Source organism: Pantoea sp. JV6 (genome assembly GCF_025910055.1).
Taxonomy (GTDB): domain Bacteria; phylum Pseudomonadota; class Gammaproteobacteria; order Enterobacterales; family Enterobacteriaceae; genus Pantoea; species Pantoea agglomerans.
Genome location: NZ_JAPCIM010000015.1, coordinates 1 through 25,852, shown reverse-complemented (window position 1 = coordinate 25,852; position 25,852 = coordinate 1). Strand labels below are relative to the sequence as shown.

General features: G+C 54.1%; 21 protein-coding genes, 1 pseudogene and 1 riboswitch. Of the genes and pseudogenes, 16 read left to right on the top strand and 6 right to left on the bottom strand.

Annotation, left to right across the window (positions count from 1 at the left end):
* The 9 genes and pseudogenes from tuf to rpoC all read left to right on the top strand — a co-directional run.
* Positions 1 to 139: pseudogene (tuf, locus tag OK412_RS16835) on the top strand (elongation factor Tu); the annotation flags it as partial.
* Positions 140 to 370: 231 nt separating this feature from the next.
* On the top strand, positions 371 to 754 hold the full coding sequence (secE, locus tag OK412_RS16830) for a preprotein translocase subunit SecE (RefSeq protein WP_008927141.1): 384 nt from the start codon (positions 371 to 373) through the stop codon (positions 752 to 754).
* 1 nt (position 755) lies between these two features.
* Positions 756 to 1,301, top strand: coding sequence for a transcription termination/antitermination protein NusG (gene nusG, locus OK412_RS16825; RefSeq protein ID WP_003848088.1), 546 nt, complete (start codon positions 756 to 758; stop codon positions 1,299 to 1,301).
* A 147-nt stretch (positions 1,302 to 1,448) separates the two neighbouring features.
* Entirely contained in the window at positions 1,449 to 1,877 is a 429-nt protein-coding gene (rplK, locus tag OK412_RS16820) for a 50S ribosomal protein L11 (RefSeq protein WP_006121495.1), read from the top strand.
* Positions 1,878 to 1,880: 3 nt separating this feature from the next.
* The gene (rplA, locus tag OK412_RS16815) at positions 1,881 to 2,585 is read left to right on the top strand and encodes a 50S ribosomal protein L1 (RefSeq protein ID WP_010261038.1); all 705 of its coding nucleotides are present in this window, start codon (positions 1,881 to 1,883) and stop codon (positions 2,583 to 2,585) included.
* A gap of 365 nt (positions 2,586 to 2,950) precedes the next feature.
* Positions 2,951 to 3,448: a 50S ribosomal protein L10 gene (gene rplJ, locus OK412_RS16810; RefSeq protein WP_003848098.1), complete on the top strand. Its 498-nt coding sequence runs from the start codon at positions 2,951 to 2,953 to the stop codon at positions 3,446 to 3,448.
* A 65-nt stretch (positions 3,449 to 3,513) separates the two neighbouring features.
* Positions 3,514 to 3,876: a 50S ribosomal protein L7/L12 gene (rplL, locus tag OK412_RS16805; RefSeq protein WP_008927142.1), complete on the top strand. Its 363-nt coding sequence runs from the start codon at positions 3,514 to 3,516 to the stop codon at positions 3,874 to 3,876.
* A gap of 330 nt (positions 3,877 to 4,206) precedes the next feature.
* The gene (rpoB, locus tag OK412_RS16800; RefSeq protein WP_010261046.1) at positions 4,207 to 8,235 is read left to right on the top strand and encodes a DNA-directed RNA polymerase subunit beta; all 4,029 of its coding nucleotides are present in this window, start codon (positions 4,207 to 4,209) and stop codon (positions 8,233 to 8,235) included.
* A gap of 129 nt (positions 8,236 to 8,364) precedes the next feature.
* Positions 8,365 to 12,588 carry a DNA-directed RNA polymerase subunit beta' gene (gene rpoC / locus OK412_RS16795; RefSeq protein WP_010261049.1) on the top strand — a complete coding sequence of 1,408 codons (4,224 nt, stop codon included), beginning with the start codon at positions 8,365 to 8,367 and terminating at the stop codon, positions 12,586 to 12,588.
* A gap of 54 nt (positions 12,589 to 12,642) precedes the next feature.
* Here rpoC and OK412_RS16790 read toward each other — a convergent pair whose 3' ends face one another.
* Entirely contained in the window at positions 12,643 to 12,825 is a 183-nt protein-coding gene (locus OK412_RS16790) for a DUF1127 domain-containing protein (RefSeq protein WP_010261051.1), read from the bottom strand.
* Between the two features lie 174 nt (positions 12,826 to 12,999).
* Between OK412_RS16790 and OK412_RS16785 the strand changes: the two genes are divergently transcribed.
* Positions 13,000 to 14,454, top strand: a complete 1,455-nt coding sequence (locus tag OK412_RS16785; RefSeq protein WP_033773291.1) for a PLP-dependent aminotransferase family protein — start codon at positions 13,000 to 13,002, stop codon at positions 14,452 to 14,454.
* A gap of 194 nt (positions 14,455 to 14,648) precedes the next feature.
* Here OK412_RS16785 and thiE read toward each other — a convergent pair whose 3' ends face one another.
* From thiE to OK412_RS16770, 3 genes are all read right to left on the bottom strand, one after another.
* Positions 14,649 to 15,275, bottom strand: coding sequence for a thiamine phosphate synthase (thiE, locus tag OK412_RS16780; protein WP_061704445.1), 627 nt, complete (start codon positions 15,273 to 15,275; stop codon positions 14,649 to 14,651).
* Between the two features lie 2 nt (positions 15,276 to 15,277).
* Positions 15,278 to 17,200 carry a phosphomethylpyrimidine synthase ThiC gene (gene thiC / locus OK412_RS16775; protein WP_264353378.1) on the bottom strand — a complete coding sequence of 641 codons (1,923 nt, stop codon included), beginning with the start codon at positions 17,198 to 17,200 and terminating at the stop codon, positions 15,278 to 15,280.
* Between the two features lie 87 nt (positions 17,201 to 17,287).
* A riboswitch (TPP riboswitch) is annotated at positions 17,288 to 17,388 on the bottom strand.
* 152 nt (positions 17,389 to 17,540) lie between these two features.
* On the bottom strand, positions 17,541 to 18,047 hold the full coding sequence (locus OK412_RS16770) for an Rsd/AlgQ family anti-sigma factor (protein ID WP_010261059.1): 507 nt from the start codon (positions 18,045 to 18,047) through the stop codon (positions 17,541 to 17,543).
* 89 nt (positions 18,048 to 18,136) lie between these two features.
* On the opposite strand from OK412_RS16770, the gene nudC reads away from it, so the two are divergent.
* The 6 genes from nudC to OK412_RS16740 all read left to right on the top strand — a co-directional run bounded on the left by nudC (position 18,137) and on the right by OK412_RS16740 (position 22,533).
* The gene (gene nudC, locus OK412_RS16765; protein ID WP_010672223.1) at positions 18,137 to 18,907 is read left to right on the top strand and encodes an NAD(+) diphosphatase; all 771 of its coding nucleotides are present in this window, start codon (positions 18,137 to 18,139) and stop codon (positions 18,905 to 18,907) included.
* A gap of 40 nt (positions 18,908 to 18,947) precedes the next feature.
* Positions 18,948 to 20,015, top strand: coding sequence for a uroporphyrinogen decarboxylase (gene hemE / locus OK412_RS16760; protein ID WP_010672222.1), 1,068 nt, complete (start codon positions 18,948 to 18,950; stop codon positions 20,013 to 20,015).
* Between the two features lie 2 nt (positions 20,016 to 20,017).
* Entirely contained in the window at positions 20,018 to 20,686 is a 669-nt protein-coding gene (nfi, locus tag OK412_RS16755; RefSeq protein WP_264353377.1) for a deoxyribonuclease V, read from the top strand.
* A gap of 63 nt (positions 20,687 to 20,749) precedes the next feature.
* Positions 20,750 to 21,340: a YjaG family protein gene (locus OK412_RS16750; protein WP_010261070.1), complete on the top strand. Its 591-nt coding sequence runs from the start codon at positions 20,750 to 20,752 to the stop codon at positions 21,338 to 21,340.
* Between the two features lie 188 nt (positions 21,341 to 21,528).
* Complete coding sequence (gene hupA, locus OK412_RS16745; protein WP_003850136.1) at positions 21,529 to 21,801, top strand: nucleoid-associated protein HU-alpha; 273 nt, start codon at positions 21,529 to 21,531, stop codon at positions 21,799 to 21,801.
* Between the two features lie 69 nt (positions 21,802 to 21,870).
* Entirely contained in the window at positions 21,871 to 22,533 is a 663-nt protein-coding gene (locus tag OK412_RS16740) for a DUF1481 domain-containing protein (RefSeq protein WP_010261073.1), read from the top strand.
* A 32-nt stretch (positions 22,534 to 22,565) separates the two neighbouring features.
* On the opposite strand, the gene purD is transcribed toward OK412_RS16740, so the two are convergent.
* Positions 22,566 to 23,846, bottom strand: a complete 1,281-nt coding sequence (gene purD / locus OK412_RS16735) for a phosphoribosylamine--glycine ligase (protein WP_187506207.1) — start codon at positions 23,844 to 23,846, stop codon at positions 22,566 to 22,568.
* A 19-nt stretch (positions 23,847 to 23,865) separates the two neighbouring features.
* The gene (gene purH / locus OK412_RS16730) at positions 23,866 to 25,455 is read right to left on the bottom strand and encodes a bifunctional phosphoribosylaminoimidazolecarboxamide formyltransferase/IMP cyclohydrolase (RefSeq protein WP_264353376.1); all 1,590 of its coding nucleotides are present in this window, start codon (positions 25,453 to 25,455) and stop codon (positions 23,866 to 23,868) included.
* Positions 25,456 to 25,852 lie beyond the last annotated feature (397 nt).

Sequence of the window (25,852 nt, the reverse complement as noted above, 5' to 3'; positions counted from 1 at the left end):
GATGGTCATGCCAGGCGACAACATCAAAATGGTTGTTACCCTGATCCACCCAATCGCAATGGACGAAGGTCTGCGCTTCGCAATCCGCGAAGGTGGCCGTACCGTTGGCGCGGGTGTTGTTGCTAAAGTTATCGCATAATTACCGATAACGTTTGACGCAATGCACACGGAAAGGGCATCATTTGATGCCCTTTTTGCACGCTGTTTCATAGAACCTGGCTCATCAGTGATTTTTTGAATCATAATCATTGCTGAGACAGGCTCTGTTATGCGGCGTTGGATACCGAGTTACGCCCCAAAAGCTCATTCGGTTTGGACGCCTCGCACTGCGGGGCAGAATAGTTTCTGAATTATTGTGGCAGGTTGGTTTATGAGTGCGAATACCGAAGCTCAAGGGAGCGGGCGTGGCCTGGAAGCGGTAAAGTGGGTAGTAGTCGTGTTACTGCTGCTTGCAGCGATTGTAGGTAACTACCTCTATCGTGATGTGTCACTGCCACTGCGTGCTTTAGCCGTAGTTGTACTGATTGCAGCGGCTGGCGGCATTGCGCTTTTAACGACCAAAGGCAAAGCGACCGTGGCTTTTGCTCGTGAAGCAAGAACAGAAATGCGTAAGGTTATCTGGCCAACCCGCCAGGAAACGCTGCACACCACGTTAATCGTTGCCGCGGTTACTGCCGTGATGTCACTGATTTTGTGGGGGCTGGATGGTATTCTGGTCCGTCTGGTATCGTTTATCACTGGCCTGAGGTTCTGAGATGTCTGAAGCTCCAAAGAAACGCTGGTACGTCGTACAGGCGTTTTCCGGTTTTGAAGGCCGCGTAGCACAATCGCTGCGCGAGCATATCAAATTGCACAACATGGAAGAGCTGTTTGGCGACGTCATGGTTCCGACTGAAGAAGTCGTTGAAATTCGTGGTGGCCAGCGTCGTAAGAGCGAGCGCAAGTTTTTCCCGGGATACGTACTGGTTCAGATGGTGATGAATGACGCCAGCTGGCACCTGGTACGCAGCGTCCCACGCGTGATGGGTTTCATCGGCGGTACATCTGACCGTCCGGCACCTATCAGCGATAAAGAAGTTGATGCGATCATGAACCGTCTGCAGCAGGTCGGCGACAAGCCTCGTCCGAAAACGCTGTTTGAGCCAGGTGAAATGGTTCGCGTTAATGACGGTCCTTTTGCTGACTTTAACGGTGTGGTTGAAGATGTGGATTACGAGAAGAGCCGCCTGACGGTATCCGTTTCCATCTTTGGACGTGCCACGCCGGTTGAGCTCGACTTCGGTCAGGTGGAGAAAGGTTAACCTCTTTCCGCTCACAAATTAGCTGTTGCAGCAGGCGCGAAATTTAACTACAATTTCGCGCCTTTTGTTTTTATGCGCTGGCAACAGCGTGTAAATCGTTATCACGGGGAGCCTTTACAGGCGCTATAACCCAATTGAGGAAATATCATGGCTAAGAAAGTCCAAGCCTACGTCAAGCTGCAGGTTGCAGCTGGTATGGCGAACCCAAGTCCACCGGTTGGTCCAGCTCTGGGTCAGCAGGGTGTTAACATCATGGAATTCTGCAAAGCGTTCAACGCTAAGACCGAATCTCTGGAAAAAGGTCTGCCGACTCCTGTTGTTATCACCGTATACAGCGACCGTTCTTTTACCTTCATTACCAAAACGCCTCCGGCTGCCGTACTGCTGAAAAAAGCAGCGGGCATCAAGTCTGGTTCTGGTAAGCCGAACAAAGATAAAGTCGGTAAAGTGACTCGTGCTCAGGTACGTGAAATCGCAGAAACCAAAGCTGCGGACATGACTGGTTCTGACGTTGAAGCGATGACTCGCTCAATCGAAGGTACTGCTCGTTCCATGGGCCTGGTAGTAGAGGACTAAGAAATGGCTAAGCTGACCAAGCGCATGACCGTAATTCGCGACAAAGTTGACGCGACCAAGCAGTATGATATTGCTGAAGCTGTTGCTCTGCTGAAAGAACTGGCTACTGCCAAGTTCGTTGAAAGCGTTGACGTTGCTGTCAACCTCGGCATTGATGCACGTAAATCTGATCAGAACGTTCGCGGCGCGACCGTTCTGCCACACGGTACTGGTCGTTCAGTACGTGTTGCTGTCTTCGCCCAGGGCGCCAACGCTGAAGCTGCTAAAGCAGCAGGCGCTGAGCTGGTAGGCATGGAAGACCTGGCTGATCAGATCAAGAAAGGCGAAATGAATTTTGACGTTGTTATTGCTTCTCCGGATGCAATGCGCGTTGTTGGCCAGCTGGGCCAGATTCTGGGTCCACGTGGCCTGATGCCAAACCCGAAAGTCGGTACTGTAACGCCTAACGTTGCTGAAGCGGTTAAGAACGCTAAAGCGGGTCAGGTTCGTTATCGTAACGACAAAAACGGCATCATCCACACTACCATCGGTAAAGTGGACTTTGACGCTGACAAACTGAAAGAAAACCTGGAGTCTCTGCTGGTTGCGCTGAAAAAAGCAAAACCATCTCAGGCGAAAGGCGTGTACATCAAGAAAGTTAGCCTTTCAACCACCATGGGCGCCGGCGTTGCCGTTGACCAGGCTGGTCTGAACGCAACAGCAAACTAATTGCTGCTTGAAACGGGCGAAAAATTCACCTAGAATCTTACGCCCGTTGTTCTGTTATTAACGGAACAGGACACCAGAGAGCCAGAACTGATTGTTGCGTGTATCGCCTTTCCCTCTGACTCTGCTGCGTCGCACAGAATTTAGGTTGGAGCCAGGCCTTATCCTGGCCTCCGTCCAAGACCGCAGGAGCTGCTTATCTCCGGATATTCCGCTTAATACCCTGCGTAGACGGTGACAGAACCAAAAGAATTTTTTCTTAGCTGGATTCTGCTCACCGTGTTCGAGCGCTTATTTCCCCTTGGGGTGAGTAAGTGAAGTGAGTTCCGGGGAAATCCTTTCCCGGTCAAATCCAGGAGCAAAAGCTAATGGCATTAAATCTTCAAGACAAACAAGCGATTGTTGCTGAAGTCAGCGAAGTAGCCAAAGGTGCGCTTTCAGCGGTTGTTGCGGATTCCCGTGGCGTTACCGTTGATAAAATGACCGAACTGCGTAAAGCAGGCCGTGAAGCTGGCGTTTACATGCGTGTTGTTCGTAACACCCTGCTGCGCCGCGTCGTTGAAGGAACTCAGTTTGAGTGCCTGAAAGACACGTTTGTTGGTCCGACCCTGATTGCATATTCTATGGAACACCCGGGCGCTGCTGCTCGTCTGTTCAAAGATTTCGCGAAAGCGAATGCAAAATTTGAGGTCAAAGCTGCAGCCTTTGAAGGTGAGCTGATCACGGCGGCCAATATTGACCGTCTGGCAACGCTGCCGACCTACGAAGAAGCACTGGCACGTCTGATGTCGACCATGAAAGAAGCCGCTGCCGGCAAACTGGTCCGCACTCTGGCTGCTGTACGCGATGCAAAAGAAGCGGCTTAAGGCCATCTTCTTTTCTTCGTACTTGCTTACGTATAAACTTTTTCTGATTCTTAGGAACAATTGTCATGTCTATTACTAAAGACCAAATTCTGGAAGCTGTTGCAGCGATGTCCGTAATGGAAGTAGTTGAGCTGGTTTCTGCTATGGAAGAAAAATTCGGCGTTTCTGCTGCTGCTGCTGTAGCTGTTGCTGCGGGCCCGGCTGAAGCTGTTGAAGAAAAAACTGAATTCGACGTAGTCCTGAAAGCTGTTGGCCCGAACAAGGTTGCAGTAATCAAAGCCGTACGTACTGCAACTGGTCTGGGCCTGAAAGAAGCCAAAGATCTGGTTGAAGCAACTGGCGTAATCAAAGAAGCGATCAGCAAAGATGACGCAGCTGCACTTGAAGCTGCTCTGAAAGAAGCTGGCGCTGAAGTTGAAGTTAAGTAAGACAGCCTTCGGGTTGCAGTCTGAGTAGTTTCAGGCTGATGGCTGGTGACTTTTTGGTCACCAGCCTTTTTGCGCTACAGGGTCTCAATGGGGTTTCACACTGTTTGTCCATTGTTACTCTTCAATATCTTTCTCTATCGACGACTTAATATACCGCTCTACCTGTGCGGGTTCCCTGCCCTCGCAACAGCGATGAAATGATTTAAGCGTGATAGAAAGAGGTATTGCACTGCTGCTGCGCAGCCAGTGAATCAAACAAAATCGTGTTGCATGAACTGTCCTGTCAGGACGGACAGCGTGGGTCGACTTGTCAGCTAGCTGAGGAACCCTATGGTTTACTCCTATACCGAGAAAAAACGTATTCGTAAGGATTTTGGTAAACGTCCGCAAGTACTGGACATACCTTATCTCCTTTCCATCCAGCTCGACTCGTTCCAGAAGTTTATCGAGCAAGATCCAGAAGGTCAGTACGGACTGGAAGCTGCATTCCGCTCTGTATTCCCTATTGCGAGCTACAGCGGCAACTCTGAGTTGCAGTATGTCAGTTATCGCCTGGGTGAACCTGTCTTTGACGTGAAAGAGTGTCAGATCCGTGGCGTGACCTATTCGGCACCGCTGCGCGTGAAACTGCGTCTGGTGGTCTATGAGCGCGAAGCGCCAGAAGGCACCGTAAAAGACATTAAAGAACAAGAAGTCTACATGGGCGAAATTCCGCTCATGACCGACAATGGTACCTTTGTTATCAATGGTACCGAGCGCGTTATCGTTTCTCAGCTGCACCGTAGTCCTGGCGTGTTCTTTGATAGCGATAAGGGTAAAACCCACTCATCGGGTAAAGTGCTCTACAACGCACGTATCATCCCTTACCGCGGTTCATGGCTCGACTTTGAGTTTGACCCGAAAGATAACCTGTTTGTCCGTATTGACCGTCGTCGTAAGCTGCCGGCCACTATCATCCTGCGTGCGTTGCAGTTCACTACACCTCAGATTCTCGATATCTTCTTCGAGAAAGTGGTGTTTGAAATTCGCGACAACAAGCTGCAGATGGAGCTGGTGCCTGAGCGCCTGCGCGGTGAAACTGCGACCTTCGATATCGAAGCGAACGGCACCGTCTACGTCGAAAAAGCACGCCGTATTACTGCGCGCCATATCCGTCAGCTGGAAAAAGATGGCATTCAGCACATCGAAGTTCCGGTTGAATATATCGCGGGCAAAGTGGTCGCTAAAGACTACATCGATGAGAGCACCGGTGAGCTGATCATTGCAGCGAACATGGAACTGTCACTGGATCTGCTGGCCAAACTGAGCCAGTCCGGTCACAAGCGCATCGAAACGCTGTTCACCAACGATCTGGACCACGGTCCATATATGTCCGAGACCCTGCGTGTCGACCCAACCAGCGATCGTCTGAGCGCACTGGTTGAGATCTACCGCATGATGCGTCCTGGTGAGCCGCCAACACGCGAAGCAGCAGAGAACCTGTTTGAGAACCTGTTCTTCTCTGAAGATCGTTACGATCTTTCTGCTGTGGGTCGTATGAAGTTCAACCGTTCATTGCTGCGTGATGAAATCGAAGGTTCAGGCATCCTGAGCAAAGATGACATCATCGAAGTGATGAAGAAGCTGATCGACATCCGTAACGGTAAAGGCGAAGTGGACGATATCGACCACCTCGGTAACCGTCGTATTCGTTCAGTCGGTGAAATGGCTGAGAACCAGTTCCGTGTCGGTCTGGTACGTGTTGAGCGTGCGGTGAAAGAGCGTCTGTCACTGGGCGACCTTGATACCCTGATGCCACAGGACATGATCAACGCGAAGCCAATTTCGGCCGCGGTGAAAGAGTTCTTTGGTTCCAGCCAGCTTTCTCAGTTTATGGATCAGAACAACCCGCTGTCAGAGATTACGCACAAACGTCGTATCTCTGCTCTCGGCCCGGGTGGTTTGACGCGTGAGCGTGCCGGCTTCGAAGTGCGTGACGTACACCCAACGCACTACGGTCGTGTCTGCCCAATCGAAACCCCTGAAGGCCCGAACATCGGTCTGATCAACTCCTTGTCTGTGTATGCACAGACCAACGAGTACGGTTTCCTTGAGACGCCTTACCGCCGTGTTATCGACGGTCTGGTTTCTGACGAGATTCACTACCTCTCTGCTATCGAAGAGGGTAACTACGTTATCGCTCAGGCGAACGCCCCTCTTGATGATAACGGCGCGTTTGTTGATGACCTGGTCACCTGCCGTAGCAAAGGCGAATCAAGTCTGTTCAGCCGCGATCAGGTTGACTACATGGACGTTTCGACTCAACAGATCGTTTCTGTCGGTGCGTCCCTGATCCCGTTCCTGGAACACGATGATGCTAACCGCGCCCTGATGGGTGCGAACATGCAACGTCAGGCCGTTCCGACTCTGCGTGCTGATAAGCCGCTGGTTGGTACGGGTATGGAACGTGCTGTTGCCGTTGACTCCGGTGTAACTGCCGTTGCCAAACGTGGCGGTACCGTACAGTACGTCGACGCATCACGTATCGTTATCAAAGTTAACGAAGACGAAATGCATGCTGGCGAAGCCGGTATCGACATCTACAACCTGACCAAATATACCCGTTCTAACCAGAACACCTGCATCAACCAGATGCCATGTGTTTCTCTGGGTGAGCCGGTTGAGCGCGGCGACGTGCTGGCAGATGGCCCGTCCACCGATCTGGGTGAACTGGCACTGGGCCAGAACATGCGCGTAGCGTTCATGCCGTGGAACGGTTACAACTTCGAAGACTCCATCCTGGTCTCCGAGCGTGTGGTTCAGGAAGATCGCTTTACGACTATCCACATTCAGGAACTGGCTTGCGTGTCGCGTGACACCAAACTGGGGCCGGAAGAGATTACCGCTGATATCCCGAACGTGGGTGAAGCTGCACTCTCTAAACTGGATGAGTCAGGCATCGTCTACATCGGTGCTGAAGTGACCGGTGGTGACATTCTGGTTGGTAAGGTTACGCCAAAAGGTGAAACCCAGCTGACGCCAGAAGAGAAACTGCTGCGCGCTATCTTCGGTGAAAAAGCCTCTGACGTGAAAGATTCGTCACTGCGCGTACCGAATGGCGTGTCAGGCACCGTGATCGACGTTCAGGTCTTTACCCGCGATGGCGTGGAAAAAGATAAACGTGCGCTGGAAATTGAAGAGATGCAGCTGAAGCAGGCCAAGAAAGACCTGTCTGAAGAACTGCAGATTCTGGAAGCGGGCCTGTTCAGCCGTATCCAGAACGTATTGATTTCTGGTGGCGTTGAAGCAGACAAACTGGACAAGCTGCCGCGCGAGCGCTGGCTGGAACTGGGTCTGACTGACGAAGCCAAGCAAAACCAGCTGGAGCAGCTGGCAGAGCAGTACGACGAGCTGAAGCACGAGTTTGAGAAAAAACTTGAAGGTAAGCGTCGTAAAATCACCCAGGGCGATGATCTGGCACCAGGCGTGCTGAAAATCGTTAAGGTTTATCTGGCTGTTAAGCGTCAGATTCAGCCGGGTGACAAAATGGCAGGCCGTCACGGTAACAAAGGTGTTATCTCTAAGATCAACCCGATCGAAGATATGCCTTACGATGAAAACGGCACGCCGGTTGACATCGTTCTGAACCCGCTGGGCGTACCATCGCGTATGAACATCGGTCAGATTCTGGAAACCCACCTGGGTATGGCAGCGAAAGGCATCGGCGAGAAGATCAACGCCATGCTCAAAAAGCAGGAAGACGTCGCGAAACTGCGCGAATTCATCCAGCGCGCCTATGACCTGGGTAGCGATCTGCGTCAGAAAGTTGACCTGAACACCTTCTCCGACGACGAAGTATTGCGTCTGGCTGAGAACCTGAAGAAAGGTATGCCAATCGCCACTCCGGTGTTTGATGGCGCGAAAGAGAGCGAAATCAAAGAGCTGCTGCAGCTCGGCGGCTTGCCTTCTTCCGGTCAGATTACCCTGTTTGACGGCCGTACCGGTGAGCAGTTCGAACGTCAGGTAACCGTTGGCTACATGTACATGCTGAAACTCAACCACCTGGTTGATGACAAGATGCATGCACGTTCAACCGGTTCCTACAGCCTGGTTACTCAGCAGCCGCTGGGTGGTAAGGCACAGTTCGGTGGTCAGCGCTTTGGTGAGATGGAAGTATGGGCACTGGAAGCATATGGTGCCGCGTATACCCTGCAGGAAATGCTTACCGTTAAGTCTGATGACGTCAACGGCCGTACCAAGATGTATAAAAACATCGTTGACGGTAACCATCAGATGGAACCGGGCATGCCGGAATCCTTCAACGTACTGTTGAAAGAGATTCGCTCGCTGGGTATCAACATCGAGCTGGAAGACGAGTAACCCCTTTTCAGGCTGCGGTTCGCCGCCGCCTGAAAGCGCAGGGTTTAAAGCGCTCGCAATTGTACTGGTTACGGGGCGTTCAATTTCGGTTGGACGCCCTCTGAGTCTCACTCCGACGGGAGCTAATCCGTGAAAGACTTACTTAAGTTTCTGAAAGCGCAAACTAAGACCGAAGAGTTTGATGCGATCAAAATTGCGCTGGCTTCGCCAGACATGATCCGTTCCTGGTCTTTTGGTGAAGTGAAAAAGCCAGAAACCATTAACTACCGTACTTTTAAGCCAGAGCGCGATGGTCTGTTCTGTGCCCGTATCTTCGGGCCGGTGAAAGACTATGAGTGCCTGTGCGGCAAATACAAGCGCCTGAAACACCGTGGTGTGATTTGTGAGAAGTGCGGCGTTGAAGTGACCCAGACTAAAGTACGCCGTGAGCGTATGGGCCACATCGAACTGGCGTCGCCGACTGCGCACATCTGGTTCCTGAAGTCACTGCCATCGCGTATCGGCTTACTGCTGGATATGCCACTGCGTGACATCGAGCGCGTGCTCTATTTTGAATCTTACGTGGTAATCGAAGGTGGCATGACCAACCTCGAGAAGCGTCAGATTCTGACTGAAGAGCAGTACCTTGACGCTCTGGAAGAGTTCGGTGACGAGTTCGACGCCAAAATGGGCGCCGAAGCGATCCAGGCCCTGTTGAAAAACATGGATCTGGAGCAGGAGTGCGAGCAGCTGCGTGAAGAGCTGAACGAAACTAACTCCGAAACCAAACGTAAAAAACTGACCAAGCGCATCAAGCTGCTGGAAGCGTTCGTACAGTCTGGCAACAAGCCAGAGTGGATGATCCTGACCGTGCTGCCTGTTCTGCCACCGGATCTGCGTCCGCTGGTACCGCTGGATGGTGGCCGTTTCGCAACGTCGGATCTGAACGATCTCTATCGTCGCGTGATCAACCGTAACAACCGCCTGAAACGCCTGCTGGATCTGGCTGCGCCAGATATCATCGTGCGCAACGAAAAGCGTATGTTGCAGGAAGCGGTCGATGCACTGCTGGACAACGGTCGTCGCGGTCGTGCGATCACCGGTTCCAACAAGCGTCCGCTGAAATCGCTGGCTGACATGATCAAAGGTAAGCAGGGTCGTTTCCGTCAGAACCTGCTGGGTAAACGTGTCGACTATTCTGGTCGTTCGGTTATCACCGTAGGTCCATACCTGCGCCTGCATCAGTGCGGTCTGCCGAAGAAAATGGCACTCGAACTGTTCAAACCGTTCATTTACGGCAAGCTGGAACTGCGTGGCCTGGCCACCACCATCAAAGCCGCGAAGAAAATGGTTGAGCGCGAAGAAGCGGTTGTCTGGGATATCCTCGACGAAGTGATCCGTGAGCACCCGGTTCTGCTGAACCGTGCGCCTACGCTGCACCGTCTGGGTATTCAGGCCTTTGAACCGGTTCTGATCGAAGGTAAAGCAATCCAGCTGCACCCGCTGGTTTGTGCGGCATATAACGCCGACTTCGATGGTGACCAGATGGCTGTTCACGTACCGCTGACGCTGGAAGCCCAGCTGGAAGCGCGTGCGCTGATGATGTCGACCAACAACATCCTGTCACCTGCGAACGGCGAGCCAATCATCGTTCCTTCTCAGGACGTTGTACTGGGTCTGTACTACATGACCCGTGACTGTGTTAACGCCAAAGGCGAAGGCATGGTGCTGACTGGCCCGAAAGAAGCTGAGCGTATTTATCGCGCTGGCCTCGCATCGCTGCATGCTCGCGTTAAGGTGCGTATCACCGAACACGAGAAAAATGAGCAGGATGAGTGGGTTGCTAAAACCAGCATCATCGACACCACTGTTGGCCGTGCCATCCTGTGGATGATCGTGCCAAAAGGTCTGCCTTTCTCCATCGTTAACCAGGCGCTGGGCAAAAAAGCTATCTCCAAAATGCTGAACACCTGTTACCGCATTCTGGGCCTGAAGCCGACCGTTATCTTTGCTGACCAGACCATGTACACCGGTTTCGCTTACGCAGCCCGTTCAGGCGCGTCTGTCGGCATCGACGACATGGTTATTCCAGAGAAGAAAGTGGAAATCATCACCGAAGCGGAAGCTGAAGTGGCTGAGATCCAGGAGCAGTTCCAGTCTGGTCTGGTAACCGCAGGCGAACGTTACAACAAAGTCATCGATATCTGGGCAGCAGCCAACGAACGTGTTGCCAAGGCGATGATGGAAAACCTCTCAACCGAAACCGTTATTAACCGTGACGGCGTAGAAGAGCGACAGGTTTCCTTTAACAGCATCTTTATGATGGCTGACTCTGGTGCGCGTGGTTCTGCTGCACAGATTCGTCAGCTGGCCGGTATGCGTGGTCTGATGGCGAAGCCAGATGGCTCCATCATCGAAACACCAATCACGGCGAACTTCCGTGAAGGGTTGAACGTACTCCAGTACTTCATCTCAACCCACGGTGCTCGTAAAGGTCTGGCGGATACCGCACTGAAAACGGCGAACTCCGGTTATCTGACGCGTCGTCTGGTTGACGTTGCACAGGATCTGGTTGTTACCGAAGATGACTGTGGTACACACGAAGGCATCATGATGACACCTGTCATCGAAGGTGGCGACGTTAAAGAGCCACTGCGTGAACGTGTTCTGGGTCGTGTGACCGCTGAAGACGTTCTGAAGCCGGGTACTGCTGACATTCTGGTTCCACGCAACACGCTGCTCGATGAGCACTGGTGTGACGTGCTGGAACTGAACTCAGTCGACAGCCTGAAAGTCCGCTCAGTAGTAGGTTGTGAAACCGACTTTGGTGTGTGTGCGCATTGCTATGGTCGCGACCTGGCACGTGGTCACATCATCAACAAAGGTGAAGCGATCGGTGTTATCGCGGCACAGTCCATCGGTGAGCCAGGTACACAGCTGACGATGCGTACGTTCCACATCGGTGGTGCGGCATCACGTGCGGCTGCTGAATCCAGCATTCAGGTGAAGAACAAAGGTACCATCAAGCTGACCAACGCTAAGTCGGTAACGAACTCGGCAGGCAAGCTGGTGATCACCTCGCGTAACGTTGAACTGAAAATGATCGACGAATTTGGTCGTACCAAAGAGAGCTATAAAGTTCCTTATGGTTCTACCATGGCGAAAGGTGATGGTGAGCAGGTTGCAGCGGGCGAAACCGTCGCAAACTGGGATCCGCATACCATGCCAGTCATCACCGAAGTGGGCGGTTTCATTCGCTTCACGGACATGGTTGATGGCCAGACCATTACCCGTCAGACAGATGACTTAACCGGTCTTTCTTCGCTGGTGGTTCTGGACAGTGCTGAACGTACTGCGGGCGGTAAAGATCTGCGTCCTGCGCTGAAAATTGTTGATGCCAACGGCAACGACGTTCTGATCCCGGGCACCGACATGCCGGCTCAGTACTTCCTGCCTGGTAAAGCGATTGTTCAGCTGGAAGATGGCGTGAAGATCAGTGCTGGTGACACGCTGGCGCGTGTTCCGCAGGAATCTGGCGGTACCAAGGATATTACCGGTGGTCTGCCACGCGTTGCTGACCTGTTCGAAGCGCGTCGTCCGAAAGAGCCAGCTATTCTGGCGGAGATCAGCGGCATCATCTCCTTCGGTAAAGAGACCAAAGGTAAGCGTCGTCTGGTCATCACTCCGCTGGATGGCAGTGAGCCGTACGAAGAGATGATTCCGAAATGGCGTCAGCTGAACGTGTTCGAAGGTGAACGTGTTGAGCGCGGTGACGTGGTTTCCGATGGCCCAGAGTCTCCACATGACATCCTGCGCTTGCGTGGCGTGCATGCGGTGACCCGTTACATCACTAACGAAGTGCAGGAAGTTTACCGTCTGCAAGGCGTTAAGATTAACGATAAGCACATCGAAGTCATCGTTCGTCAGATGCTGCGTAAAGCAACCATCGTGAGCGCAGGAAGTGCAGACTTCCTGGAAGGTGAGCAGGCTGAATTCTCTCGCATCAAGATCTCTAACCGTGATCTGGAAGCGAACGGAAAAGTTGGCGCAACCTTCATGCGTGACCTGCTGGGTATTACCAAAGCGTCACTGGCTACCGAATCGTTCATCTCTGCAGCATCGTTCCAGGAAACCACGCGTGTCCTGACCGAAGCAGCAGTAGCAGGTAAGCGCGATGAACTGCGCGGCCTGAAAGAGAACGTAATCGTGGGTCGTCTGATCCCGGCCGGTACCGGTTATGCGTACCATCAGGATCGTATGCGCCGCAAAGCGGCAGGTGAAGTTCCGGTTGCACCGCAGGTTACTGCGGATGAAGCCTCAGCCAGCCTGGCTGAACTGTTGAACGCCGGTCTCGGCGGCAACAAAGACGATTAATCGTCCTTTGCCTGATAAAAACCCTGCCTCGGCAGGGTTTTTTTTGTCTCTGATTCAGACATTCCAGTCGTTACGGCCAAGGCCAATGTCTTTCAGCTGACTGTCACTCAGCTTCGACAGGATGACGCGCGTCTCACGCCGCAGCTGCCAGCGTTTATAACTGCGCCACAAATAACGAACCAGCTGGTAAGGCGTGCCTGTGAACGGTTTAGCTGCGCGATTCTCGTCGTATCCCATGATAGTGCCCTCAGTGAATTGTCTGAGGACTATTCTCAGCGGATCGCTCTGTATGATACAGACGCAAAAATCACCTTTCTTTAACATACAGATTGCGTTAATGACAATCTGAATGGTAAAAAAGAGGCATAACTGTACCGGTTAATGCTCAGCTCCTGAGTCAGAGGAAATACAATGACGCGATATGAACATCTGGCCACGCTGCTGGCTCAGCGTATCGAACAAGGTTTATATCGCAGTGGTGAGCGCCTGCCCTCGGTACGCAGTCTGAGTGCCGAACATGGCGTCAGTATCAGCACCGTGCAGCAGGCTTATCATCTGCTGGAAGAGAAGCAGATGATTACGCCGCAGTCGCGCTCTGGCTATTTTGTGGCCTCGCGTAAGGCGACGCCCCCGATGCCTGCGCTGACCCGTCCCGCACAGCGGCCGGTTGAGGTAACGCAGTGGGATGCGGTGCTGGAGCTGATTAACAGCCGTCTGGAAGATGATGTGTTGCAGCTGGGAAGCGGTATGCCCGATCTGACCCAACCGACGCTTAAGCCGCTGTGGAAAGCCTTCAGCCGACAGGCTCAGAAGCAGGACATCGCGCTGCTCAATTATGACAACCTCTATGGTGTTCTCGCACTGCGGCAACAGGTTGCACGACTGGCGATAGATAGCGGTTGCCAGCTCACCGCCGATGACATTGTTATTACCACCGGCTGCCATGAAGCGTTATCGGTAGCCGTGCGCGCGGTCTGCGAGCCGGGCGATATCATTGCCGTTGAGTCGCCTTCGTTTCACGGGATCATGCAAACCCTGCGCGGCTTTGGCATTCGTGCCATTGAGATCCCGACCGATGCGGTAACCGGCATCAGCCTGGAAGCGCTGGAACTGGCGTTTGATCAATGGCCGATTAAAGCAGTCGTTGTTGTGCCGAACTGTAATAATCCGCTGGGATTTATCATGCCTGAGCCGCGTAAGCGGGCATTGCTGGCCCTGGCGCAGCGGTTTGACGCGGCGGTCATTGAAGATGATGTTTATGGTGAGTTAGCCTGGGAATATCCGCGCCCAGCGACCATTAAAGCGCTGGATCTCGATGGCCGGGTTCTGCTGTGCAGCTCCTTTTCCAAAACGCTGGCGCCAGGTTTGCGTGTCGGCTGGGTTGCACCCGGCCGCTATCGCGACCGTGTACTGCACATGAAATATATCGTCACAGGTTCCACCGCCACACAGCCTCAGCATGCGGTCTCCGAGTTTATCCGCCAGGGCCATTATCAGCCCCATCTGCGCCGGATGCGGCAAATCTATCATCGTAACTATGAAACCTTTAGCTGCTGGGTGCGCCACTACTTTCCCTGCGGCATCTGCGTTTCCCGTCCTCAGGGCGGTTTTCTGATGTGGATAGAGCTCCCCGAAGCGTTTGATGCGGTCCGGCTCAACCGCGAATTGCGCGAGTCAAAAATTCAGATAGCCGTAGGCTCACTCTTTTCGGCCTCGGGTAAATACCGTAACTGTCTGCGCTTAAACTACGGGCTGCCGATCAACGAGCAGACTGAGAAGGCGCTGGCGCTGGTGGGTGCAGCCGTCGAACGCGCCATGATCTCGTGCCAGCATGAGACGCAGATTTCAGCTTCAACTCTCGCATAGCGAAAAGAAGAAGCAGGGCCGGCAAGAGGAGGGAACCGGCCCTGGTCAGATAACCTTAACCTGACGGAGGCCACGTTAAGGTTTTGGATCAGAGCACGCCAGCGGCAACATACGCTTTTGCGCGTCGCTTTCCCGGCAGAAACGCTGGCGTTACTGGTTTTGCAGCCGCTATGCGGGATAGCTTCCACAAATCTTTATTGGTGAGGCTCTGCCAGCGCCAGCAGGGTTCGTGTTGCTTCACGCCAGTCATCTGCCTGGGTAATCGCACTCACCACCGCAATACTGCCCACGCCGGTTGCCAGCACGTCAGGTGCCCGTGCAATCGAGATACCGCCAATTGCCACGGTGGGGATATGCGTCAGGCGCGTCAGATGCCGCTTTAACTGCTCAATGCCCTGCGGCGCAGAAGGCATCTCTTTGGTCTGCGTCGGGAAAATATGTCCAAGCGCGATGTAAGAGGGCTGGATTGCCAGTGCGCGGTCCAGTTCAGCATCGTCATGGGTGGAGAGCCCCAGACGCAATCCTGCCTGATGAATCCGGGCAAGATCGGCGACATCGAGATCCTCCTGACCCAGATGCACGCCATAAGCCTGATGCTTTATCGCCAGCTGCCAGTAGTCATTGATAAACAGGCGCGCGTCATAGCGTTTACCCATTGCAATCGCCTGAGCGATGGCGGGCTCGGCGACCTCATCGGGCTGATCTTTGATGCGCAGCTGCAGTGTACGAACGCCCATCTTCAGCAGGCGCTCAATCCAGTCGGGGCTATCAACCACCGGATAAAGCCCCAGGCGCGGGGCGGTAGCGGGAAATGCGGGCATTGTTACTCCTCCTTAATGGCATCGGCGGGATGATAAAGCTCACCGCCGCGCCGACGAAAACGGTCTGACATCTGCGCCATGCCCACTTCAACGGGCTCGGCGCGCGTATCCTGACGTGCTGCGAACTCGCGCACCTCCTGTGAAATTTTCATCGAGCAGAACTTAGGGCCACACATCGAGCAGAAATGGGCCACTTTGCCCGACTCCTGCGGCAGGGTTTCATCATGCATAGCCCGCGCCGTATGGGGATCCAGCGCCAGATTAAACTGATCTTCCCAGCGGAACTCAAAGCGCGCTTTGGACATGGCGTTATCACGGATCTGCGCACCCGGATGGCCTTTCGCCAGATCGGCGGCATGCGCTGCTATTTTGTAGGTGATCAATCCCTGCTTCACATCCTCTTTGTTCGGCAGACCCAGATGCTCTTTGGGCGTGACGTAACACAACATGGCGCAACCAAACCAGCCAATCATGGCAGCACCGATACCGGAGGTGAAATGGTCATAGCCGGGCGCGATGTCGGTGGTCAGCGGGCCAAGGGTGTAGAAGGGGGCTTCATCGCACAGGTCGAGCTGTTCGGTCATGTTGCGGCGGATCATATGCATCGGGACGTGCCCCGGGCCTTCAATCATGACCTGAACGTCATATTCCCAGGCAATACGGGTCAGTTCGCCCAGGGTACGCAGTTCGGCAAACTGCGCCTCATCGTTGGCGTCCTGAATGGAACCCGGACGAAGGCCATCGCCCAGCGACAGGGAGACATCATAGGCGGCGCAGATTTCACAAATCTCCCGGAAGTGCTGATACAGGAAGCTCTCCTGATGATGCGACAGGCACCATTTCGCCATGATAGATCCACCCCGCGATACAATTCCGGTCAGACGTTTCGCCGTCATCGGGACATAACGCAGCAGCACGCCAGCGTGGATAGTGAAGTAATCGACACCCTGTTCCGCCTGCTCAAGCAGCGTATCGCGGAATATTTCCCAGTTCAGCGCCTCGGCCACGCCATTCACTTTTTCCAGCGCCTGATAAATCGGCACTGTACCGATTGGCACCGGGCTGTTTCGCAAAATCCATTCGCGCGTTTCATGAATATAACGACCGGTAGAGAGATCCATCACCGTATCGGCACCCCAGCGAGTCGACCAGACCAGTTTTTCCACCTCTTCCTCAATAGAAGAGGTCACCGCCGAGTTACCGATGTTGGCATTGACCTTAACCAGAAAGTTGCGGCCAATGATCATCGGCTCCGATTCAGGGTGATTGATATTGGCAGGGATGATGGCGCGTCCGGCAGCGACCTCCTGACGCACAAACTCGGGCGTGATACTGGCTGGCAGATGCGCGCCAAAACTGTGGCCGGGATGCTGTTGCAGCAATACCTCACTGCGGATTCGCTCACGGCCCATGTTTTCCCGCAGTGCGATAAATTCCATCTCCGGGGTGATGATCCCCTGACGGGCATAGTGCATTTGCGTGACGCAGCAGCCTGCGCGGGCACGGCGCGGTGTCGGGAGTTGATCGAAGCGCAGATGATCCAGTCCCTCGTCAGCCAGCCGCTGCTGGGTATAACCCGAGCTGTTCTGTTCGAGAAATTCGCTGTCGTCGCGTTCAGCAATCCAGCGGGCGCGCAGCTTTTCCAGGCCACGATGAACATCGATCTGTGCTGCGGGATCGCCATAGGCACCCGCCGTGTCATAGACCGGTACCGCTTCGTTCTGCTCATAGAGAGGCTGTTCTTTGCTGCCGCCGATGTGGGTCGGGTTTAGCACGATTTCACGCATGGGAACGCGGATATCCTCGCGGCTGCCGGTGATCCAGATGCGGCGGGACTGGGGAAATGCACTACCGCTTTGCAGGGAATCGATAAATTCCTGCGCCTGGGCACGCTGTTCACGACGGGTTGTTTTTTGGTCAGACATAGCAATCTTCCTGTTAAGGGGGAACGATGCTTGTCCGGAGTTCGGAAGGAGTAACCGTATAGACAGCGTAAGCATGCTGGCATACAGAGAATATTTACTCTTGTTCCCTTCGCAGGTTCTAACCTGATCAGGTTCCGCGGATCCCGAATTAACGGTCTCAGCCCAACTGGGCACTCCGACAAGAAGCGGTTTTTACGCTGGTGTCTGATAACAGAGCCAGGTGTAAAAACCTTATATTTCAAAGCAAAAATCAAAAAGGTTCTTTGGAGCACTCTCCTCAGAACCTGTTCAGCATAAAAGGGCTACGGGATAATCTCAACCCCTTTGCCGGAGATGATGATTAAGCCGGACGCGCGATATGGCTGTCATTGGCTACCGGCGGGGGGACAAGCTGGTTATCCCATGCCAGCTGGATCAGCTTATCTTCCAGCGTAAAGCGTGCTTCCAGCACTTCACCCACTTCGGAGAGTGCCTGCTGGAAGGTCATGCAGTTCTCGTCGTCGATTGCCTGCTGCAGGTGGCCGTCATACAGCTGCATCAGACGCTCAGTATTGGCTTCCAGCGGTGGATAGATCTGTGCGGCGGCAATCATCGGGCTGTCGCCACTCATTTCGCTGATCACGCGTTCATAGATACTGAAGTGACCCGCAGAAAGATAATCGACCAGACCGTGACAGAAGTTGTCCAGAGCCTGCTCATCAAGACGCGTCAGCGCCTCTTTGTTTGGTTTAAGTCCGACCAGGTGATAATAGGTCACCAGTAGCTGACGACGGGCTTCAAGCCACGAATCGACCAGTTCATTACTGCCACCTACGCGTTCAGCCAGGACGTCTAACTGGTTAAGCATATCTAACTCCATGTGAGTTATAGTTGTTTATCTACACACTTAACATCAGGACTTCAGCGTGCGAGTTGACGCTAAGGATGACGAAATAAATGCAATGCGAAATCTCAAGCGTAGACGCTGGATGGTGGATTGTCAGCCATGAACAGAAACTTTGGTTACCACAAGGTGATTTACCCCACGGAAACGCCGAAAAATTTGGTTTGACCGGCAGTAAAGCCCGGACCATCGGTGAGTGGCAGGGCGAAAAAGTCTGGCTGATTTGTGAGCCGCGTTCTGCCGATATGTTCTCAGTACGACAGCTGATCGATCAGGATGTGGCGCTGTTTCAGCTGGTGGGTCGCGGTGTGCAACTGGCGGAATTCTACCGTTCTCATCGCTGGTGCGGCTATTGCGGCCATGAAATGCACCAAAGCAAACATGAATTTGCCTGTCTCTGCAGCCATTGCCGCGAGCGTTACTATCCGCAGATCGCACCCTGCATCATTGTGGCTATCCGTCGCGGTGATGAAATCCTGCTGGCGAATCATGCCCGCCATCGCAACAAGGTCTACACCGTGCTGGCAGGTTTTGTGGAGGTGGGCGAGACGCTGGAGCAGGCCGTTGCCCGCGAAGTGATGGAAGAGAGCAATATCCGCGTCAAAAACGTCCGTTACGTTACCTCCCAGCCGTGGCCCTTCCCGCAATCGCTGATGACAGCCTTTATGGCGGAGTATGACAGCGGCGATCTGCAGCACGACGGTAAAGAGCTGCTGGATGCGGCCTGGTTCCGTTTTGATGAGCTGCCGTTGCTGCCACCGCCAGGCACCGTGGCGCGCCGCCTGATTGAAGATACCGTCGCCCTGTGCCGCGCCGAAGTGTGAAAGTGCTACACTACACGCCTGTTATTGAGAGAGTGTTGAGATGAGTGAACTGAAGAACGATCGTTATTTGCGTGCCCTGTTACGTCAGCCGGTTGATGTCACGCCGGTCTGGATGATGCGACAAGCCGGGCGCTATTTGCCGGAGTACAAAGCGACACGCGCCCAGGCGGGCGACTTTATGTCGCTGTGTAAAAACGCCGAGCTGGCCTGTGAAGTCACCCTGCAGCCGCTGCGCCGTTATCCGCTGGATGCCGCCATCCTCTTCAGTGACATCCTGACCATTCCGGATGCGATGGGACTGGGTCTCTACTTTGAAACCGGTGAAGGCCCGCGTTTCTCAAATCCTGTGACCTGTCGCGCTGACGTTGAGCGTTTACCGGTGCCCGATCCGGAAATGGAGCTGGGCTATGTGATGAATGCTGTGCGCACCATCCGTAAGAACCTGAACGGCGATCTGCCGCTGATTGGCTTCTCTGGCAGTCCGTGGACGCTGGCCACCTATATGGTGGAAGGCGGGAGCAGCAAGGCGTTTACCAAAATTAAGAAGATGATGTATGCCGATCCCGCTACGCTCCACGCGATGCTGGATAAGCTGGCCGACAGCGTCATCCTCTATCTCAATGCTCAGATCCGCGCCGGTGCGCAGTCCGTTATGGTCTTTGATACCTGGGGCGGCGTGCTGACCGGTCGTGATTACCGCGAATTCTCACTCCATTACATGCACAAAATTGTCGATGGCCTGCTGCGTGAAAACGACGGTCGCCGCGTGCCGGTGACGCTCTTCACCAAAGGCGGCGGACAGTGGCTGGAAGCGATGGCCGCCACCGGTTGTGACGCGCTGGGTCTCGACTGGACCACCGATATTGATGACGCACGTCGTCGCGTGGGTGACAAAGTCGCACTGCAGGGCAACATGGATCCTTCTATGCTCTATGCGGCACCTGAGCGTATCGAACAGGAAGTAGCTGGGATCCTGGAGCGCTTTGGTTCGGGCACCGGGCATGTCTTTAATCTGGGTCATGGTATTCATCTGGATGTCCCACCCGAAAACGCGGGCGTCTTTGTTGAGGCGGTACACCGTTTATCACGTCCCTGGCATCAGGAGTAATCATGGATATTGCCGCACTTCGCGCTGAGCAGTTACAACGCGCCGCTGATGTGGTGCGTGAAGATGACTTTGATGTGCTGCCACCCCGCTTTATCGGCGGGGCGGACGTTGGATTTGAGCAGGAAGGTACCATCACCCGGGCGGCGATGGTGATACTGGAGTATCCCTCCTTAAAGCTGGTGGAGCATCGCATCGCACGCGTTGAGACCACCATGCCTTATATTCCGGGCTTTCTCTCATTCCGTGAATATCCAGCGCTGATGGCCGCCTGGCAGATGCTGGAGCAAAAGCCGGACCTGCTGTTTGTGGATGGACACGGTATTTCGCATCCACGACGACTTGGCGTCGCGTCACATTTTGGCCTGCTGGTCGATGTGCCCACCATTGGTGTCGCGAAAAGTCGCCTGTGTGGCGGTTTTGCCGATCTGGATGCGCAGCCTGGCAGTCGTCAGCCACTGATCGACAAAGGTGAGCAGATAGGCTGGGTATGGCGCAGCAAGCTGCGGTGTAATCCGCTGTTTGTCGCCACCGGCCATCGTGTCAGCCTGGATACCGCGCTGCAGTGGGTCGAAAACTGTACGCGTGGTTACCGGCTGCCGGAACCGACCCGCTGGGCCGACGCGGTTGCCTCGAACCGAACCGCTTTCCAGCGCTGGCAAAACGCGCTTTAACACTGTTTGTGCTGCGGTTTTGCAGTTACACTGCGGCCAGCGAAACGAATAAGAGCCACCTTTATGTTACAAAATCCCGTTCATCTGCGTCTGGCGAAGCTGGAAAGCTGGCAGCACCTTACTTTTATGGCCTGCCTGTGCGAGCGCATGTATCCCAACTATCGCGCGTTCTGCGAGCAGACTGAATTTGCCGATCCGGCACTCTATCGCCGTATTCTTGATCTGATCTGGGAAAACCTGACGGTCAAAGATGCGAAGATTAACTTCGACAGCCAGCTGGAAAAGCTCGAAGCCGCCATTCCGGATGGTGATGCGTTTGAGGTTTACGGCGTTTATCCGGCTATCGATGCCTGTGTGGCATTAAGCGAAGTCGTACATGCGCAGCTGAGCGGTGAAACTCTTGAGCATGCAATTGAAGTCAGCGAGACCTCAATTACCACTATCGCCATGCTAGAAATGACCCAGGCTGGACGCGAAATGACCGACGAAGAGCTGCGTGAAAACCCGGCTATCATCGATGAGTGGGACCTTCAGTGGGAGATTTTCCGCCTGCTGGCGGAGTGTGAAGAGCGCGACCTTGAATTGATTAAAGGTCTGCGATCTGACCTGCGTGAAGCGGGAATTAGCAACATCGGTATAAATTTCCAGCAGTAAGGCGATAAAACGTGACTTCAGGCCCGAATTAGCGCGCCTGGAGGCTTCACATTGGCCCCCTGTCTGGTCTACATTTGGGGGGCTGAAAATTGTGGCTATCGGTGCGTGCAGGCAGAAGAGTGCCAGAATATGGCTTTTCCCTCGCACTCGTTGCTTAGCAAGCGATAAATACACTTTAAGGATAACTTATGAACAAGACTCAACTGATTGATGTGATCGCAGAAAAAGCTGACCTGTCTAAAACCCAGGCAAAGGCAGCGCTGGAATCTACTCTGGCTGCGATCACTGAGTCTCTGAAAGATGGTGATGCTGTACAACTGGTTGGTTTTGGTACTTTTAAAGTGAACCACCGCGCTGAGCGTACCGGTCGTAACCCGCAGACTGGCAAAGAGATCAAAATCGCTGCAGCAAATGTACCGGCATTCGTGTCTGGTAAAGCGCTGAAAGACGCCGTTAAGTAAGACGTCGCACTGCGGTTAAGCTTTAAAACAGGGGGCGTTTCGCCCCTTTTGTTTAAGAGGCCAGCCATCATGACCCCGCTGTTTCAGCGTTTATCTGTTCTGTTTCTCTCCCTTTTTCTTTTCGGTTGCAGCTCTACTCCGGATATTCCCCCCTTTTCTGCCAGTGGCTATCTTGCTGATCGTGGTGTTGTTCGTATCTGGCGTAAAAACAGCGACCACCAGTCGGTCCATATCCGCACCTTCTATACGCCGTTCAGTGGCGGTGAGGGTGAAGTGACGGATTATGTCTGGCTGGAAGAGTCGTTGATCAGCATCCAGCGTCAGGTGAAGGGCAACCAGCCTGATGATGTGACCCTGCGCTTTGACCAGGCTGGCGGTCTTAACTTTATGCAGCGCCAGCTTTCAGGCCGGCGTGAAGCGGTCAGCCCGGATGCGGTTGAGCTCTATAAGTTTGATGCCGAGCGGATGCGTAACCTCAGCGATGCGCTATTAAGCGGTCAGGTGTTCCTCAGACAGGGACACTGGCTGGGAAACAATGTGCTGGAGAGTTGCGAAGGCCAGCAGGTCAGACCCGCTTTTGACGCCGACGCTCTGCAGATGCTGACACAGCAGCAACGCCGCGCATCGGCACCGCTGATGGTGTCATGGCTTGAAGCGCCGGAAGGGATACAGCTATTGCGGGTCAGTCAGCAGGATGACTGCTCACAGCAGCCGACAGAAGAAGATATGTGAATTGAAAAGGGGGCACCTGGTGCCCCCTGAACTTATTTGCGATTAATGGCGCGGTAGCCGATATCGCGGCGACAGAAGCTGCCCTGCCATGAGATCGGCTGTGTCAGCTCATAAGCCCGCTTTTGTGCCGCGGCCACATCGTCGCCCAGCGCGGTTACGCACAACACGCGGCCACCGTTTGTCAGCACCCGATCCTCTTCCAGCCGTGTTCCGGCGTGGAATACCTTGCCGTCAGCCACTTCTTCGAGTGGCAGACCGTGAATCTGATCGCCCTGAGCGTAGTCACCCGGATAACCGCCCGCCGCCAGCACCACACCCAGCGCAGGGCGGGGATCCCATTGTGACGTTTTCTGATCCAGTTTACCGTCACAGGCGGCCAGGCAAAGATCGACCAGATCCGACTGCAGGCGCAGCATGATCGGCTGAGTCTCCGGATCGCCGAAGCGGCAGTTGAATTCGATCACTTTCGGCTGCCCGGTGTGATCGATCATCAGGCCGGCATAGAGAAAACCGGTATAGACGTTGCCTTCAGCCGCCATGCCGCGCACGGTCGGCCAGATAACCTGATCCATAACGCGCTGGTGGATCTCATCGGTGACAACCGGAGCCGGAGAGTAGGCACCCATTCCGCCGGTGTTCGGACCGGTATCGCCATCGCCCACGCGTTTGTGATCCTGGCTGGTGGCCATGGGCAGCACATGCTCGCCGTCCACCATCACGATGAAGCTGGCTTCTTCGCCATCCAGAAACTCTTCAATCACAATGCGATGTCCGGCATCGCCAAAGGCGTTTCCGGCCAGCATATCCTGAACCGCATCCTCAGCTTCCTGCAGCGTCATCGCCACAATCACGCCTTTGCCTGCGGCCAGGCCGTCGGCTTTGATGACGATAGGGGCGCCTTTCTCACGCAGATACGCGAGAGCGGGCTCAACCTCGGTGAAGTTCTGGTATTCCGCACTCGGGATCTGATGACGCGCCAGGAAATCCTTGGTGAAAGCTTTAGAGCCTTCCAGCTGCGCAGCGGCCTGAGTCGGACCAAAGATAGCCAGCCCGGCCTCACGGAAGGCATCCACGATGCCAATTACCAGCGGCGCTTCGGGGCCGACAATCGTCAGATCGATCTTTTCACGCCGGGCAAACTCAAGCAGGGCAGGGACATCAGTTGCACTGATCGCGACATTCTGCAGCGCAGGCTCTAATGCGGTGCCCGCATTACCCGGTGCCACAAACACGGTTTCCGCCAGCGGCGACTGAACTGCTTTCCAGGCCAGAGCATGTTCACGTCCGCCATTGCCGATTACTAAAATTTTCATCTGTTTCTCTCCAGAACGATTAATGGCGGAAGTGACGCATGTCGGTGAAGATCATGGCAATGCCGTGCTCATCAGCCGCCGCAATCACCTCTTCATCGCGGATGGAGCCGCCAGGCTGGATGACGCAGCTCACGCCTGACGCGGCTGCCGCATCAATGCCATCACGGAACGGGAAGAAGGCATCCGACGCCATGGCTGATCCTTTTACTTCCAGCCCTTCATCGGCTGCTTTAATGCCGGCAATCTTAGCGGAATAGACACGGCTCATCTGTCCGGCACCGATACCGATGGTCATGTTGTCGCGTGCATAAACAATGGCGTTAGACTTAACGAACTTCGCTACTTTCCAGCAGAACAGCGCATCACGCAGCTCCTGTTCGGTTGGCTGACGTTTACTGACGACGCGCAGCTGGCTGGCATCAACCATGCCGAGATCGCGATCCTGTACCAGCAGACCCCCGTTGACGCGTTTGAAATCCAGTGCAGCAGTACGGTTTTGCCATTGGCCGCAGATCAGGACACGGACATTCTGCTTCGCGGCGGTAATTTTCAGCGCGGCCTCGGAAACCGCTGGCGCGATAATCACCTCAACAAACTGGCGGCTGATAATGGCCTGCGCAGTTGCTTCATCCAGCTCGCGGTTAAAGGCGATGATGCCGCCAAATGCGGAGGTCGGATCGGTCTGGTAAGCACGCTCATAGGCTGCCAGCAGAGAGTCACCGGTCGCTACGCCACAAGGGTTCGCATGTTTGACGATGACGCAGGCGGGTTCACTGAACTCTTTTACGCACTCCAGTGCAGCATCCGTGTCAGCAATGTTGTTATAGGAGAGCGCTTTGCCCTGAACCTGCCGGGCAGTCGCCACTGAAGCTTCAGTGATGTTCTCTTCTATATAGAAGGCAGCATCCTGATGGCTGTTTTCACCGTAGCGCATATCCTGCTTCTTAATGAAGTTCAGATTCAGGGTACGCGGGAAACGGCCGGCGGGCTGATTACGATCACCGTGATAGGCGGGCACCAGGCTGCCAAAGTAGTTAGCGATCATGCTGTCATACGCGGCAGTGTGTTCAAACGCTTTGATCGCCAGATCGAAACGGGTCTCAAGCTTCAGACCATTTTCATGGGCATCCATTTCGGCAATGATCGCATCGTAGTCGCCGCTGCTGACCACGATTGCCACATCTTTATGGTTCTTGGCAGCAGAGCGCACCATGGTCGGGCCACCGATGTCGATATTTTCCACTGCATCTTCCAGTGAACATCCTTCACGGGCGACGGTCTGTGCAAAGGGATAGAGGTTAACGACCACCATGTCGATTGGGCTGATGTCGTACTGCGCCATAATGGCATCATCCTGGCCGCGACGACCTAAAATGCCGCCATGCACTTTGGGATGCAGGGTTTTGACGCGTCCATCCATCATTTCCGGGAAACCGGTGTAGTCAGAGACTTCTGTGACAGCCAGACCCGCATCCGCCAGCAGGCGAGCTGTTCCGCCTGTGGAGAGCAGTTCGACACCGCGACTTGAGAGCGCCTGAGCAAATTCGAGGATACCGGCTTTGTCAGAGACACTGAGCAATGCGCGGCGTACAGGACGAGTTTGTTGCATGGTGGTTTATCCCTTGGCTTTGTTTCGCGTATATAAGAGCGTTACATCAGGCTTTACAGCGGTTTTCTCTTCTCTATACAGGAAGAAAAAATCAAAAACCTCAGGTAACGCCCCGAAAAGGGGTGTCCGGAACTTCGCCCGGCATTGTAGCGAAAACGTTTGCGTGATGCTCGCCTAAATTTATCTGGCCCGACTAATGTGGATAACATTGTGTGTAACTGCGTATAACAGCCGCTTTTGCTGTGGAATGCAGCGAACGCTCTTTTTTATGCAATTTATGGGTTGCGCCTCTCAGACAACTCCCTATAATGCGCATCCATCAACACGGCACACCGGCAACGGGGTGACAGGTTGAAAGGCACAGGAGACTGAGCCGCCGGAGAAAAACTTCTGAGAA